This window comes from Serratia silvae (assembly GCF_023282985.1).
Classification (GTDB): domain Bacteria; phylum Pseudomonadota; class Gammaproteobacteria; order Enterobacterales; family Enterobacteriaceae; genus Chania; species Chania silvae.
Genome location: NZ_JAGQDC010000015.1, coordinates 1 through 14,015, shown reverse-complemented (window position 1 = coordinate 14,015; position 14,015 = coordinate 1). Strand labels below are relative to the sequence as shown.

The following is a 14,015-nucleotide window of genomic DNA, read 5'->3' as shown; positions in this document are numbered from 1 at the left end:
CAGCATGCTGCGCCCTTTCGCATACTTATTCAGGAGCAAGATTATGGCACTTTGGGGCGGACGGTTTAGTCAGGCAGCGGATCAGCGGTTCAAGCAGTTAAATGATTCCCTGCGCTTCGACTATCGCCTGGCGGAACAGGATATTGTGGGCTCCGTCGCCTGGTCAAAAGCGCTGGTGACCGTCAACGTATTGACGTCAGCAGAGCAACAGCAGCTTGAGCAGGCGCTGAACGTGCTGCTGGAAGAAGTGCAGGCCGATCCTCTGGCGATCGTCAACAGCGATGCAGAAGATATTCACAGTTGGGTTGAGCAGAAGCTGATCGATAAAGTCGGCGATCTGGGCAAAAAGCTGCATACCGGCCGTAGCCGTAACGATCAGGTGGCCACCGATCTGAAACTGTGGTGCAAGCACCAGGTCAGCGAACTGCATCAGGCGTTGGTACAGTTGCAACAGGCGTTGGTAGAGACCGCCGAAGCTAATCAGGATGCGGTGATGCCGGGTTACACTCACCTGCAGCGTGCCCAGCCGGTGACTTTTGCCCATTGGTGCCTGGCGTACGTAGAGATGCTGGCGCGTGATGAAAGCCGCTTGCAGGATACGTTGAAACGGCTGGACGTCAGCCCGCTAGGTAGCGGTGCTTTGGCCGGAACTGCTTATCCGATCGACCGTGAACAACTGGCTGGCTGGCTGGGCTTTGCCTCTGCCACGCGCAACAGCTTGGACAGCGTCTCCGATCGCGATCACGTGTTGGAGCTGTTGTCCAATGCCGCCATCAGTATGGTGCACCTGTCGCGCTTTGCCGAAGATTTGATCTTCTTCAACAGCGGCGAAGCGGCGTTTGTCGAGCTTTCAGATCGCGTGACCTCAGGTTCATCCCTGATGCCACAGAAGAAAAACCCGGACGCGTTAGAGCTGATCCGTGGCAAGTCTGGCCGCGTGCAAGGGGCTTTGACCGGCATGATGATGACGTTGAAAGGCCTGCCGTTGGCCTACAACAAAGATATGCAGGAAGACAAAGAAGGGTTGTTCGACGCGCTCGACACCTGGATGGACTGCTTGCAGATGGCGGTATTGGTGCTGGACGGCATTCAGGTGAAGCGTTCGCGCTGCCAGGAAGCGGCTCAGCAAGGTTATGCCAACGCCACCGAACTGGCCGATTATCTGGTTGCCAAAGGTGTGCCGTTCCGCGAAGCGCACCACATTGTGGGCGAAGCGGTAGTGGAAGCGATCCGCCAGGGCAAGCCGTTAGAAGACCTGCCGTTGAGCGATTTGCAGAAATTCAACAGCGTGATTGGCGACGACGTTTATCCGATCCTGTCGCTACAATCTTGCCTGGATAAGCGCGCGGCCAAGGGCGGTGTTTCTCCTCAGCAGGTTGCCTATGCGATCGCCGAGGCGAAAAAACGCCTGTTCTAAGTTACGCGAGGGCAGCGCAATGCTGCCCTTACCCTGCCAGCCGAGCGCACAAATAACGGTTCAGGCTAACGCCTTCATCCATAGCATTAATCGCCAGACGGCGATGTTGTTCCGGTGTCATCCGCAGTACCAGTTTCCCACTAAAGTTTTTCTCTGCCAGCGCTTCTGGCGGCGTTTCGCCCTGGGTGAGCATATCGGCAATCACATCGCGGACCAGTTTTTCAATACCGTCCAGCGCTGCCGTGCGGGTAGGTGCCAGCCATGACAGAGAGGGAAACTCCGTACAGAGGCCGACATACTCGCTATCTTCAGTTGACCAAGTGATGCGGTAAGTGTAGTGCTCATGTTTTTCCATGTTCTTCCTCCAGTTTGATCAGCGCGCTGATCACCTGTTTGACCTGATATACCTTTGCCATACCGCTATCTGCACGTTGGATATTCACGCGTGGATCCCCCGGCCAAGGCATTTTGTAGACCTTGTGACTGCCACCGTTCAAGCGGGGTGGCCCAAACCAGTAGGTGCAGATCTTTACCAATGCGTTGAATTTGATATTGGCTTGCCGCTGTTGCAGATCGTCAATGGTTTCTCTGAGTCCTTTCATTTAGCTGCTCCTATATTAGTATCAATAATAGTATCATTTCAAGATAAAGGAGCATAAAAATGACGCTAAAACCAAAACTCGGCAAGCAAGGAGATTCAAGGCTGGAATGCCATACGCAAAAAACCGGGCGCGAAGGCCCGGTGGCTGGTGGCTAATAGCGGAGCGAAAGGCTTATTCGCCAGGGCAACGCTGGCAGCGTTCCGCTTCGGACTCACCCAGTTTCAGCTTGGCTTGCAGATCGCGTAGCGCGGTACGCAGCCCTTCTTCGATCACCGGGTGGTAGAACGGCATATCCAGCATTTGGTCGATGGTCATCTGTTGCTGATGTGCCCAGGCCAGCAGGTGAGCGATATGTTCTACGTCCGGCCCCATCATTTCAGCCCCCAGGAAGCGACCGGTTCCTTGTTCGCCATACACGTGCAAGATGCCTTTATTGCGCAGCATCACCCGCGAACGGCCCTGGTTTTCGAACGATACGGCACCCACTTCAAAGCAGCCACAGGCGCTGAATTTCTGGTTCAGTTCACGGAAGGTTGAGCCGACCATGGCGATTTGCGGGTCTGAGAACACCACGGAAATCGCACTGCGGCGTAGGCCTGGCGTCACTTCAGGGAAGCTGCCCGCGTTGTGCCCGGCAATACGAGCCTGATCGCTGGCTTCGTGCAGCAGCGGTAATTGGTTGCTGGCATCTCCGGCGATGAAAATATGCGGCACGCTGGTTTGCATGGTTAAGCGATCGGCCTGTGGCACGCCTTTGGCATCCAGCAACAGAGTGGTATTTTCCAACCCCAGCTTGTCGACGTTCGGTCGGCGACCGGTGGCGGCCAGCACGTAATCCACCATCATTTCCTGCGTTTGGCCGTGCAGATCCTGGTAGCGGATAAACACTTTGTCGCCTTCACGCTGCATGATGTCTACTTTGACATCCGGGTCGAGATAGAACTCCTCGCCCAGCGTTTTAGCGGCATATTCCCGTACTACGCTATCGGTCAGCGGGCCAACAGCGCCGCCAACGCCGAACACTTTAGTGGCAACGCCAAGGCGATGTAGCGCCTGGCCCAGCTCCAATCCGATCACTCCTGGGCCAAATACCGCGATGGACTGTGGTAAATCATCCCAGTTAAACACATCGTCGTTGACGATCAGGCGGTCGCCCAGGTCGTTCCACGGCGCAGGCCAGCTAGGGCGGGAGCCGGTGGCGATCACGATACGCTGCGCGACGATGCGAGTATGCTCGTCAACCTGCAAGGTATTGTCGTCAATGAAGCGGGCATGGCCCTGAATTTTGTCTGCGGCCGGGATGCTATCGACCCCTTCCAGTACAAAACCAACAAAGCGATCACGTTCGCGTTTGACGCGATCCATCACTTCACGGCCATTGATGGTGGTTTTTCCCGCCGGGTGGATGCCAAACCCTGGAGCCCGTTCGATCTGATGCACCGCTTCTGCCGCAGCGATCAGTAATTTGGAAGGCATACAGCCAACGCGGGCACAGGTAGTGCCAAAAGGCCCGCCCTCAATCATCACTACGCTGGGGGTAGAAAGTTTTGCAGCGCGGTAAGCGCCTAGTCCGGCAGTGCCACCGCCAATAACGGCGACGTCGACATTCAACAGTTTCATATCCGCTCCTGGATACCCTATGGCGTGCCATCGGGTATAAAAAAAGGGCGGGTCAGCACCCGCCAAAAGTCACATTGCTTCTATGCCGTTGGTTTTTCAGGCGACAGATTGTTGAACTGTGCCTGAGACCCGTCGGGTTTACTTTTTATCATTCAGGCTGACAAGAAGTTTTCCAGGTCGTCGCTACCACCGATGTGGCGACCACCGATAAACACCTGTGGCACGGTAGCGCGACCGCTGACTGCGCGCAGGCTGACCGTGGTAGCGTCCTGGCCCAATACGATTTCTTCATATTGAACCCCGCGATCTTGCAGCATTTGTTTGGCTTTGGCGCAGAACGGGCAGCCCGGCTTGGTGAACAGGGAGACCGATTCCTGCACTTTGAATTCAGGTGCCAGGTACTTCAGCATGGTGTCGGCGTCAGAGACTTCAAACGGGTCGCCCGGCTTGTTTGGCTCGACGAACATTTTTTCTACCACGCCGTTACGCACCAGCATGGAGTAGCGCCATGAACGTGGGCCAAAGCCCAGATCGGCTTTCTCAACCAGCATGTTCATGCCTTTGGTGAATTCACCGTTGCCGTCCGGTACGAAGGTAATATTCTCGGCGTGTTGGTCCGCTTTCCAGGCGTTCATCACAAAGGTGTCGTTTACCGATACGCACAGGATGCTGTCAACACCGTGTTGCTTGAACACGCTGGACAGTTCGTTATAGCGCGGCAAATGGCTTGATGAGCAGGTTGGGGTGAACGCGCCCGGCAAGGAGAACAGGATCACGGTTTTGTCTTTGAACAGGTCATCCGTGGTGACATCGATCCATTGGTCGCCCTGGCGAGTATGGAAGGTAACCTGAGGGACTTTTTTGCCTTCTTGACTGGTAAACATGAATTAACCCCTTAATTAGAAAAATGAATTTTTTATGTTGGCGCCGTTGCGCTTCGTTGGTGGACATTATTCACTGCGGGGCTTGATAGTTCTAATCACTCGTTGCTATCTTATCTATCGCCATGAGCTATCATGGCCAGGAGGGAAACAATGAATATTCGTGATTTAGAGTATCTGGTCGCCTTGGCCGAGCACCGCCATTTCCGGCGCGCTGCCGACTCATGCCATGTCAGCCAACCTACATTGAGTGGGCAGATCCGCAAGCTGGAAGACGAGTTGGGCGTAATGTTGCTCGAACGGACCAGCCGCAAGGTGTTATTCACGCAGGCAGGCTTACTGCTGGTGGAGCAGGCGCGCACCGTGCTACGCGAAGTCAAAGTCTTGAAGGAAATGGCCAGCCAGCAAGGGGAAGCGATGTCCGGGCCGTTGCATATCGGCCTGATCCCTACCGTGGGGCCTTATCTGCTGCCGCAGATTATCCCGACGCTGCATAAATCCTTTCCCAAGTTGGAAATGTACCTGCACGAAGCACAAACCCATCAACTGCTGGCACAGCTGGACAGCGGCAAGTTGGACTGCGCTATTCTTGCCTTGGTGAAAGAGACCGAAGCCTTTATTGAAGTGCCTTTGTTCGATGAGCCGATGCAATTAGCAGTCTATTCCGACCATCCGTGGGCGCAGCGCGAACGCGTGGCGATGGCCGATTTGGCGGGCGAAAAACTGCTGATGCTGGAAGATGGCCACTGTTTACGCGATCAGGCGCTGGGCTTCTGCTTCCAGGCCGGTGCGGATGAGGATACCCACTTCCGCGCGACCAGTCTGGAAACGCTGCGTAATATGGTTGCCGCAGGCAGTGGGATAACGCTGTTGCCCGCCTTGGCAGTACCGCGTGAGCGCGAGCGTGACGGCGTCTGCTATCTGGAGTGCTACAAACCGGAACCGAAGCGCACCATTGCTCTGGTGTATCGCCCCGGCTCCCCGCTGCGTAGCCGCTACGAGCAGTTGGCCGAGGCTATTCGCGAACACATGCAGAACTATCTGGACGCGAACTTAAAACAGGCGGTTTAAGCCGTTTAGCGCTGCCACACGGTAGGCTTCGGCCATGGTCGGATAGTTGAAGGTGGTATTGACGAAATACTCGATGGTATTACCTTCACCTTTCTGTTCCATGATCGCCTGACCGATGTGAATGATCTCTGCCGCGCGCTCACCAAAGCAGTGGATCCCCAGGATCTGCAAGGTGTCACGGTGGAACAGGATCTTCAGGCTACCCACGTTCATGCCGGCAATCTGCGCCCGGGCCAGGTGTTTGAACTGGGCGCGGCCCACTTCATAGGGCACTTTCATCGCCGTCAGTTCCTGTTCGGTTTTGCCGACGGAGCTGATTTCCGGAATGGTGTAGATGCCCGTTGGAATATCTTCGATAAGATGCCCGCTGGCCTCCCCTGAGGAGATGGCTTGAGCGGCAATGCGGCCCTGATCATAAGCGGCAGATGCCAGGCTCGGATAGCCGATCACGTCACCCACGGCATAAATGTGGGACACGGCGGTCTGATACATGCTGTTGACCTTCAGCAGGCCACGGCTGTCTGATTCCAGACCCACGTTTTCCAGGCCAAGCGCATCGGTGTTACCGGTACGACCATTGGCGTAAAGCAAGCAATCTGCCTTCACTTTCTTGCCGGATTTCAGATGCACAATCACGCCATCGTCAGTGCCTTCGATCTGCTCGAACTCTTCGTTGTGGCGGATCACCACGCCGTTATTCCACAAGTGATAAGACAGAGAGTCTGACATCTCCTGATCGAGGAACGCCAGCAGCCGATCGCGGGTGTTGATCAAATCCACCTTCACGTTCAAACCACGGAAGATAGAAGCATATTCGCAACCAATTACCCCTGCACCGTAGATAATCACGTGGCGCGGTTCGTGGTTCAGCTCCAGGATGGAGTCGCTGTCATAAATGCGCGAGTGGTTAAAATCAACGCTGTTAGGATGATAAGGGCGCGAACCACAGGCGATCACGATATGGTCGGCGCGGATAGTATCCTGCGTGCCATCCATATAGCTTACGCTGACGGTGTTGGCGTCGATAAACTTGGCGTTACCGGCGAACAGCTTACACTGGTTACGCTCGTAGAACCCTTGGCGCATGCGCGTTTGCTGGTTAATCACGCTGTCGGCGTGGCGTAAAATGTCAGGGAAGGTGGCACTAAGGGTGCGGGAGTTATTGTAAAGCGGGTTCTGGTTGAATTCGATAATACGGCTGACGGCGTGGCGGAGGGCTTTTGAGGGGATAGTTCCCCAATGAGTACATCCACCGCCCACGTTATTGTACCGTTCGATCACGGCCACGCGAGCACCTTGTTTCACCAGACCCATGGCTGCGCCTTCACCACCAGGGCCGGAGCCGATGATAATGGCATCAAATTGATAGTGTTGTTGCATGTAGGAGAGACCTGTTCTTATACAAATTTACAACGGTATCTTAACATCATAGCGCTGTGTGCCCAATTACCATTAGCCTTTTTGTGGCAAAGCACAATCGGTGCGGCCCAGAACTGTGACAAAGCGCGTTTGTATCAATGCTGTTGCAATAAATTTGCTATATTGCCAGTTCTGCGGCGTTAGACTGAAGAAGGGAAGTCATCCGGATATGCAAATGGGCGTCAGAGCACAACAAAAAGAACGCACTCGTCGTTCCCTCATTGAGGCGGCTTTCAGCCAACTGAGTGCCGAGCGCAGTTTTGCCAGCCTGAGCCTGCGTGAAGTCTCGCGAGAGGCGGGCATCGCGCCCACGTCGTTCTATCGCCATTTTCGCGATGTGGATGAGCTTGGGCTCACCATGGTTGACGAAAGCGGCCTGATGCTGCGCCAGTTGATGCGCCAGGCACGCCAGCGTATTGCCAAAGGCGGCAGCGTGATCCGCACGTCGGTATCGACCTTTATGGAGTTTATCGGCAATAACCCCAACGCCTTCCGGCTGTTGCTGCGTGAACGTTCTGGCACCTCGGCTGCGTTTCGTGCGGCGGTAGCACGGGAAATCCAACATTTTATCGCCGAACTGGCAGATTATCTGGAGCTGGAAAACCATATGCCGCGCAGTTTTACCGAGGCGCAGGCGGAAGCTATGGTGACAATCGTGTTCAGTGCCGGTGCGGAAGCGCTGGATATTGATATTGAACAACGGCGGCAGCTTGAAGAAAGGTTAGTGTTGCAACTGCGGATGATCTCCAAAGGAGCCTATTACTGGTATCGCCGCGAGCAAGAAAAAGCATCTGTATCCCACGTATAACAAGGTGAAAGTCATGGAAAAACTAAGCCGTGAGAATGGTACTTTACTGCTGGCGTTGATTGCCGGCCTGTCCGTAAACGGTTCCTTTGCCGCGCTGTTCAGCTCGGTGGTGTCGTTTTCAGCCTTCCCGTTGATTGCTTTGGTGTTGGCGGTGTATTGCCTGCATCAGCGTTACCTGAACCAGCCAATGCCGGATGGCATGCCAAAACTGGCGGCCGGCTGTTTCCTGTTGGGCATCTTGGGATATAGCGCGATCGTGCGTGCGGAATACCCGCAGATCGGCTCGAACTTCCTGCCCTCGATTGTCTGTGTGGTGTTGGTGTTCTGGATTGGTTTCCAGTTAAAGAAACGCAATACCGTCACTGTTCAGCATTAAAAATGGTTTTATCGAGAAAAGGCACTCTGCGGAGTGCCTTTTTTTGTTTTTGAACCCGTCTAGATCAGCGGCGTTCGAGCAATACGCCACATTCCATATGATGGGTGTAAGGGAACTGATCGAACAGCGCCAGACGGGTAACGTTATGCGTGTTCTGCAAGGTGCTCAGATTGGCGCACAGGGTTTCCGGGTTGCAGGAGATATAAAGGATGCGTGGATAGGCCTGCACCATCTTCACCGTTTCCTCATCCAGCCCGCTGCGCGGCGGATCGACGAAAATCGTCTCACAGTTATAGCTGCTCAGATCGATCCCCTTTAACCGGTTGAACTCGCGAGCGCCGTTCATTGCCTGGGTGAAGTCTTCTGCCGCCATGCGGATAATCTGCACGTTGTCGATATGATTGGCCGCGATGTTGTACTGCGCCGCCGCCACCGAAGGTTTGGCAATTTCAGTGGCTAACACCCGCTCGAAGTTGCGGGCCAGGGCCAGCGAGAAGTTGCCGTTACCGCAATACAGCTCCAGCAGATCTCCTTTTGAACCTTGGGTCACATCCAGCGCCCATTCCAGCATTTGCACGTTCATCGCCGCATTGGGCTGGGTGAAGCTGTTTTCGACCTGGCGATAAATCATTTCGCGGCCACCAACCGGCAGCACTTCGTCGACATAGTCCTGATCGAGCATGATTTTCATTTTCGAGGCGCGGCCAATCAGCTGTACATCGAAGCCGTCTGTGCGTAACGCATCACGTAGTGCAGTGGCATCTTGCTGCCATTGTTCGTCCAGCTTGCGGTGATACAGCAGCGAGGCAATGATTTTACCGCTCTGCGTAGAAAGATAATCGATCTGGAACAGCTTGTGGCGCAGCACCGGGTTGGGCTTGAGGGCCACCATCAGGGCGCTCATCAGGCGGTTAATCAGCTCGCTGGCCGCCGGGAAGCTATCGACACGGATACGCTGCTTGGTCTGCTGATCGAACATGATGTGGTACATATCGTCCTCATCATGCCAGATGCGGAATTCCGCACGCATCCGGTAGTGACTGACTGGCGAGCGAAACACTTCCGGCTCGGGCGCCGTGAACGGTGACATCATGGTCTTCAGGCGGGCTGTTTTCTCCGCCAGTTGGTCGTCATAGCGTTCAATGGGCAAATTCTCGGGCGTCATGGTTTCTCTCGTCAGGCAAATTGGATCAGCGGGGATTGTAGGGAATCAGTCGGTGAAGTCCAGTTTTGTTGTGGTGCTATTTTGAAACACTGTTGGCAATCTAGACATCCATTTTCATTGATTGTAGCATTGCCGTCCGGTCTCAAGCAGCGAGTGAAAAGGGAATCCAGTGCAAATCTGGAGCTGACGCGCAGCGGTATGGGGAAGTCACGGCGATAGCGTTTTAATGACGCAGACACTGTCCACTGCAGGATGGGAAGTCATCGCCCGGTGCGGGTTGCCACAGGCAATCGGCAAATCCCAAGCCCGAAAACCTACCGGTGTACGTCGCAATATCCATAGCCGTCGCGAACTACCGGCCGTGGCCCTGCGGCATCCCCAATGAAGTTTGGATGCTTTTTATAATGACAATGATAAAAAATACACTGCTGGCGGTGGTCTCCTCCGTGACGGCATTTTCTGGATGGGCGCAAGAAAACACTACGGCTAAAAGCAGCGATGATTTGGTGGTTACCGCTAATCGCTTCCCTCAACCGGTCTCTTCCGTATTGGCGCCTGCCGATGTGGTAACCCGCGAAGATATCGATCGCTGGCAGGCCAAAAGCCTCAATGATGTGATGCGTCGTTTGCCGGGTGTCGATATTTCACAGTACGGTGGTATGGGGCAGGGTTCATCCCTCTCGGTGCGCGGCACTGAAGCTCGTCATGTATTGGTACTGATCGACGGCGTGCCAATGGCCCGTTTGGGGATCAGCAACGGCGTCGATTTTAACCAGGTTCCGTTGGCGTTGGTTCAGCGTGTGGAGTTTATCCGTGGGCCACGCTCGGCCATTTACGGTTCTGGTGCCATCGGCGGGGTCATCAACATCATTACCCAGACGGATAAAGAGGGCGGCAAAGTTCAGGCGGGTATCGGTTCTAAAGGATACCAGCAGTACGATGGTGCCTTGCGCCAGCGTTTTGATAACACTGTTGCTACCGTTGCGGGTAGCTATCAGATGACCAACGGCTTCAATGTGAAGCCAGGCTCGCCTTATTCGGTCGACAGCGATCGTGATGGTTTCCGTAATAAAAGCTTCTGGGGCGGGTTGGAACAGCAGTTCAATCAGAATTTCTCAGGCTTCGTGCGGGGTTATGGTTATACCAATAACTCGGACTACGATGTCGGCAGTGTACCTTACAGCCCGCAGTACAGTAATGATGAAGACCGTCTGTATAGCCACACCTATGATTTGGGGCTGCGTTTCCTGTCTGGGGCTTTCTCCTCTCAGCTGACGGGCAGCTATCAGAAACAGAAGGATTACAACTACAGCAGCCAGAATGGCCGTTATGGCATCAGCACTACGCTGGATGATATGGATCAGCGTAACCTGCAATGGGGCAACACCTATGCTTTCGAGCACGGCAGCGTTACCGCCGGTGCCGATTTCCAGCAACAGCGCCTGACTTCTTCCGACAATTCCTTTGCCGATACCTATAAAAGAGACAACACGGGCCTGTACCTGAGTGGCCAGCAGCAGTTTGGCAGCGTGACGTTGGAAGCCTCTGGGCGTGAAGACAAGGCAGGTGACTTTGGTTGGCACGGCACTTGGCAGACCGCGGCAGGTTGGGAGTTTGTTGATGGCTATCGAGCCACCTTGTCTTACGGTACGGGTTTCCTGACGCCATCGCTGGGCCAGCAATATGGTTCAAAACGCTTTGGCATTGATTCCAATAGCAACCTCAAGCCGGAAGAGTCCAAACAGTGGGAAATGGGTCTGGAAGGTTTGACCGGGCCGTTGGATTGGCGTTTGTCTGCTTATCATTACAAAATCCAGAACCTGATCAACTATGATTCTGACCCGGTGACCTATCAGGGGCAGTATTACAATGTGGATAAGGCAACGATTAAAGGTGTGGAATGGACGGGTAGCTTTGATACCTGGATGTTCACCCACCGCTTGACGCTGCAATATATCGATCCGCGTAATGACCAGACCGATGAGGTGTTGGCACGCCGTTCGAAACGTCAGGCCAAATATCAGTTGGATTGGACGATGTTCAACCTGGACATGGATATCTCGTATCAATACTACGGTAAGCGTTACGACAATATCTCTTCTACTTATAACCCTGAGCAGCGCGTATTGCCGAGTTACAGCACGGTCGACGTGAGCGCCACATATCCAATAACCTCTCAGCTGACAGTTCGTGGTAGAATTGCCAACCTGTTTGATAAAGATTATGAGACGGCTTATGGCTACGCTACTCCAGGAAGAGAGTACTACCTCACTGGCAGCTATACCTTCTAACGCCACTGCGGCTCCTCGCCCGACGGCGCTGGTTTTTGATTCCGGCGTCGGCGGGTTGTCGGTGTACCAGGAGGTTCGGCAACTGCTGCCGGATCTCCACTATATCTATGCCTTCGATAACGTGGCATTCCCCTACGGTGAGAAATCCGAAGAGTTTATCGTTGAGCGCGTGCTGGAAATTGTCAGTGCGGTTCAGCAGCGCCATCCCCTGGCAATCGTCATCATCGCCTGTAATACCGCCAGTACCGTTTCCTTACCCGCACTGCGTGAGCGTTTTGCTTTCCCGGTGGTGGGTGTGGTGCCGGCGATCAAGCCTGCAGCCAAACTGACCGCCAACGGTATCGTCGGTTTGCTGGCCACACGCGGTACGGTTCAGCGTGCTTATACTCATGAACTGATCGAGCGTTTTGCGACGGATTGCAAAATCGAACTGTTAGGCTCTTCTGAGCTGGTGGAACTGGCAGAAGCCAAACTGCATGGTGAACCGGTACCGCTGGCAACGCTGAAGAAAATATTGCAGCCGTGGTTGAGTATGCGCGAACCTCCAGATACGGTCGTGTTGGGCTGTACTCACTTCCCTCTATTATCTGAAGAGCTGATGCAAGTCCTGCCTGAGGGGACGCGTCTGGTGGATTCGGGTGCGGCGATTGCCCGCAGAGCCGCCTGGCTTATCTCTAATCAGGAAAACCTGGTCTCAACTCAGGAAGATAATTTGGCGTATTGCATGGCGCTGAATGAAGACACCGATGCTTTATTGCCCGTTTTGCAGGGTTATGGCTTTAAATCGTTGAAAAAACTGCCGCTTTAATGGGATTTTGCTTAAACATTCGACGGTCAGCAAAAAAAATGAATTTAGGGGTTGCGGCGTTCTGAGAACTCCCTATAATGCGCCTCCACTGACCGGGAACAACGAACTCTTTATAGCAAAGAATGTCGCCCAGCCAGGAAGAAGCAACCCGGTGAAAACACCGCGTCTCGTAAGAGAAAAAGGTTGACTCTTCAGCGGGAAAGCGTAACATGCACCTCCCGCGTTACCGAGATACTTCCCGGTAACGAACGCTCTTTAACAATTTATCAGACAATCTGTGTGGGCACTCACAAGACGATATCCAGCTACTTCGGTAGCAAAAAAATATCAAGTCTTGAAGAGTGACCAAGCAGTAATTCATGCGAATGAATTATTACGAAAGTTAATTTTCGAGCATCGCTTCACGAGTTGAAGCAAATCAAGCTTTTAATTGAAGAGTTTGATCATGGCTCAGATTGAACGCTGGCGGCAGGCCTAACACATGCAAGTCGAGCGGTAGCACAAGGAGCTTGCTCCTGGGTGACGAGCGGCGGACGGGTGAGTAATGTCTGGGAAACTGCCCGATGGAGGGGGATAACTACTGGAAACGGTAGCTAATACCGCATAACGTCTTCGGACCAAAGTGGGGGACCTTAGGGCCTCACACCATCGGATGTGCCCAGATGGGATTAGCTAGTAGGTGAGGTAATGGCTCACCTAGGCGACGATCCCTAGCTGGTCTGAGAGGATGACCAGCCACACTGGAACTGAGACACGGTCCAGACTCCTACGGGAGGCAGCAGTGGGGAATATTGCACAATGGGCGCAAGCCTGATGCAGCCATGCCGCGTGTGTGAAGAAGGCCTTCGGGTTGTAAAGCACTTTCAGCGAGGAGGAAGGCCAATAGCTTAATACGCTGTTGGATTGACGTTACTCGCAGAAGAAGCACCGGCTAACTCCGTGCCAGCAGCCGCGGTAATACGGAGGGTGCAAGCGTTAATCGGAATTACTGGGCGTAAAGCGCACGCAGGCGGTTTGTTAAGTCAGATGTGAAATCCCCGAGCTTAACTTGGGAACTGCATTTGAAACTGGCAAGCTAGAGTCTTGTAGAGGGGGGTAGAATTCCAGGTGTAGCGGTGAAATGCGTAGAGATCTGGAGGAATACCGGTGGCGAAGGCGGCCCCCTGGACAAAGACTGACGCTCAGGTGCGAAAGCGTGGGGAGCAAACAGGATTAGATACCCTGGTAGTCCACGCTGTAAACGATGTCGACTTGGAGGTTGTGCCCTTGAGGCGTGGCTTCCGGAGCTAACGCGTTAAGTCGACCGCCTGGGGAGTACGGCCGCAAGGTTAAAACTCAAATGAATTGACGGGGGCCCGCACAAGCGGTGGAGCATGTGGTTTAATTCGATGCAACGCGAAGAACCTTACCTACTCTTGACATCCACAGAACTTTCCAGAGATGGATTGGTGCCTTCGGGAACTGTGAGACAGGTGCTGCATGGCTGTCGTCAGCTCGTGTTGTGAAATGTTGGGTTAAGTCCCGCAACGAGCGCAACCCTTATCCTTTGTTGCCAGC

12 protein-coding genes, 1 rRNA gene and 1 riboswitch are annotated in these 14,015 nt (G+C 54.0%); of the genes, 7 read left to right on the top strand and 6 right to left on the bottom strand.

What is annotated here, in order from left to right:
• Positions 1-43 precede the first annotated feature (43 nt).
• Positions 44-1,417 (top strand): argininosuccinate lyase, encoded by a 1,374-nt coding sequence (argH, locus tag KAJ71_RS16930; protein WP_248946807.1) that lies wholly within the window; start codon positions 44-46, stop codon positions 1,415-1,417.
• Between the two features lie 28 nt (positions 1,418-1,445).
• Here the strand turns inward: argH and KAJ71_RS16925 are convergent, their stop codons facing one another.
• From KAJ71_RS16925 to KAJ71_RS16910, 4 genes are all read right to left on the bottom strand, one after another.
• Positions 1,446-1,772, bottom strand: a complete 327-nt coding sequence (locus KAJ71_RS16925; RefSeq protein ID WP_248946806.1) for a type II toxin-antitoxin system HicB family antitoxin — start codon at positions 1,770-1,772, stop codon at positions 1,446-1,448.
• Positions 1,759-2,019, bottom strand: a complete 261-nt coding sequence (locus KAJ71_RS16920; protein ID WP_174334868.1) for a toxin HicA — start codon at positions 2,017-2,019, stop codon at positions 1,759-1,761. The genes KAJ71_RS16925 and KAJ71_RS16920 overlap by 14 nt, the downstream gene beginning before the upstream one ends.
• 171 nt (positions 2,020-2,190) lie before the next feature.
• Positions 2,191-3,639: a dihydrolipoyl dehydrogenase gene (locus tag KAJ71_RS16915; RefSeq protein ID WP_248946805.1), complete on the bottom strand. Its 1,449-nt coding sequence runs from the start codon at positions 3,637-3,639 to the stop codon at positions 2,191-2,193.
• A gap of 152 nt (positions 3,640-3,791) precedes the next feature.
• Positions 3,792-4,523 (bottom strand): glutathione peroxidase, encoded by a 732-nt coding sequence (locus KAJ71_RS16910; protein WP_248946804.1) that lies wholly within the window; start codon positions 4,521-4,523, stop codon positions 3,792-3,794.
• 150 nt (positions 4,524-4,673) lie between these two features.
• Here KAJ71_RS16910 and oxyR point away from each other — a divergent pair, with 150 nt between their 5' ends.
• A complete protein-coding gene (gene oxyR, locus KAJ71_RS16905) occupies positions 4,674-5,591 on the top strand; it encodes a DNA-binding transcriptional regulator OxyR (protein ID WP_021181915.1) in 918 nt (305 codons plus the stop codon).
• Here the strand turns inward: oxyR and sthA are convergent.
• Entirely contained in the window at positions 5,574-6,971 is a 1,398-nt protein-coding gene (gene sthA / locus KAJ71_RS16900) for a Si-specific NAD(P)(+) transhydrogenase (RefSeq protein ID WP_248946803.1), read from the bottom strand. The two genes, oxyR and sthA, sit on opposite strands and share 18 nt — an antisense overlap.
• Positions 6,972-7,185: 214 nt before the next feature.
• Between sthA and fabR the strand changes: the two genes are divergently transcribed.
• Entirely contained in the window at positions 7,186-7,818 is a 633-nt protein-coding gene (fabR, locus tag KAJ71_RS16895) for an HTH-type transcriptional repressor FabR (RefSeq protein ID WP_024482854.1), read from the top strand.
• 13 nt (positions 7,819-7,831) lie between these two features.
• Entirely contained in the window at positions 7,832-8,194 is a 363-nt protein-coding gene (locus tag KAJ71_RS16890; RefSeq protein WP_248946802.1) for a YijD family membrane protein, read from the top strand.
• 64 nt (positions 8,195-8,258) lie between these two features.
• Here KAJ71_RS16890 and trmA read toward each other — a convergent pair whose 3' ends face one another.
• Positions 8,259-9,359 (bottom strand): tRNA (uridine(54)-C5)-methyltransferase TrmA, encoded by a 1,101-nt coding sequence (gene trmA, locus KAJ71_RS16885; RefSeq protein WP_248946801.1) that lies wholly within the window; start codon positions 9,357-9,359, stop codon positions 8,259-8,261.
• A gap of 123 nt (positions 9,360-9,482) precedes the next feature.
• Positions 9,483-9,695: riboswitch (cobalamin riboswitch) on the top strand.
• 74 nt (positions 9,696-9,769) lie between these two features.
• Between trmA and btuB the strand changes: the two genes are divergently transcribed.
• The 3 genes from btuB to KAJ71_RS16870 form a co-directional block, all read left to right on the top strand.
• Positions 9,770-11,650: a TonB-dependent vitamin B12 receptor BtuB gene (btuB, locus tag KAJ71_RS16880; protein WP_375540742.1), complete on the top strand. Its 1,881-nt coding sequence runs from the start codon at positions 9,770-9,772 to the stop codon at positions 11,648-11,650.
• The gene (murI, locus tag KAJ71_RS16875) at positions 11,595-12,458 is read left to right on the top strand and encodes a glutamate racemase (protein ID WP_248946799.1); all 864 of its coding nucleotides are present in this window, start codon (positions 11,595-11,597) and stop codon (positions 12,456-12,458) included. Before btuB ends, murI begins: the two co-directional genes overlap by 56 nt.
• A 427-nt stretch (positions 12,459-12,885) precedes the next feature.
• Positions 12,886-14,015 (top strand): 16S ribosomal RNA (locus KAJ71_RS16870); the annotation flags it as partial.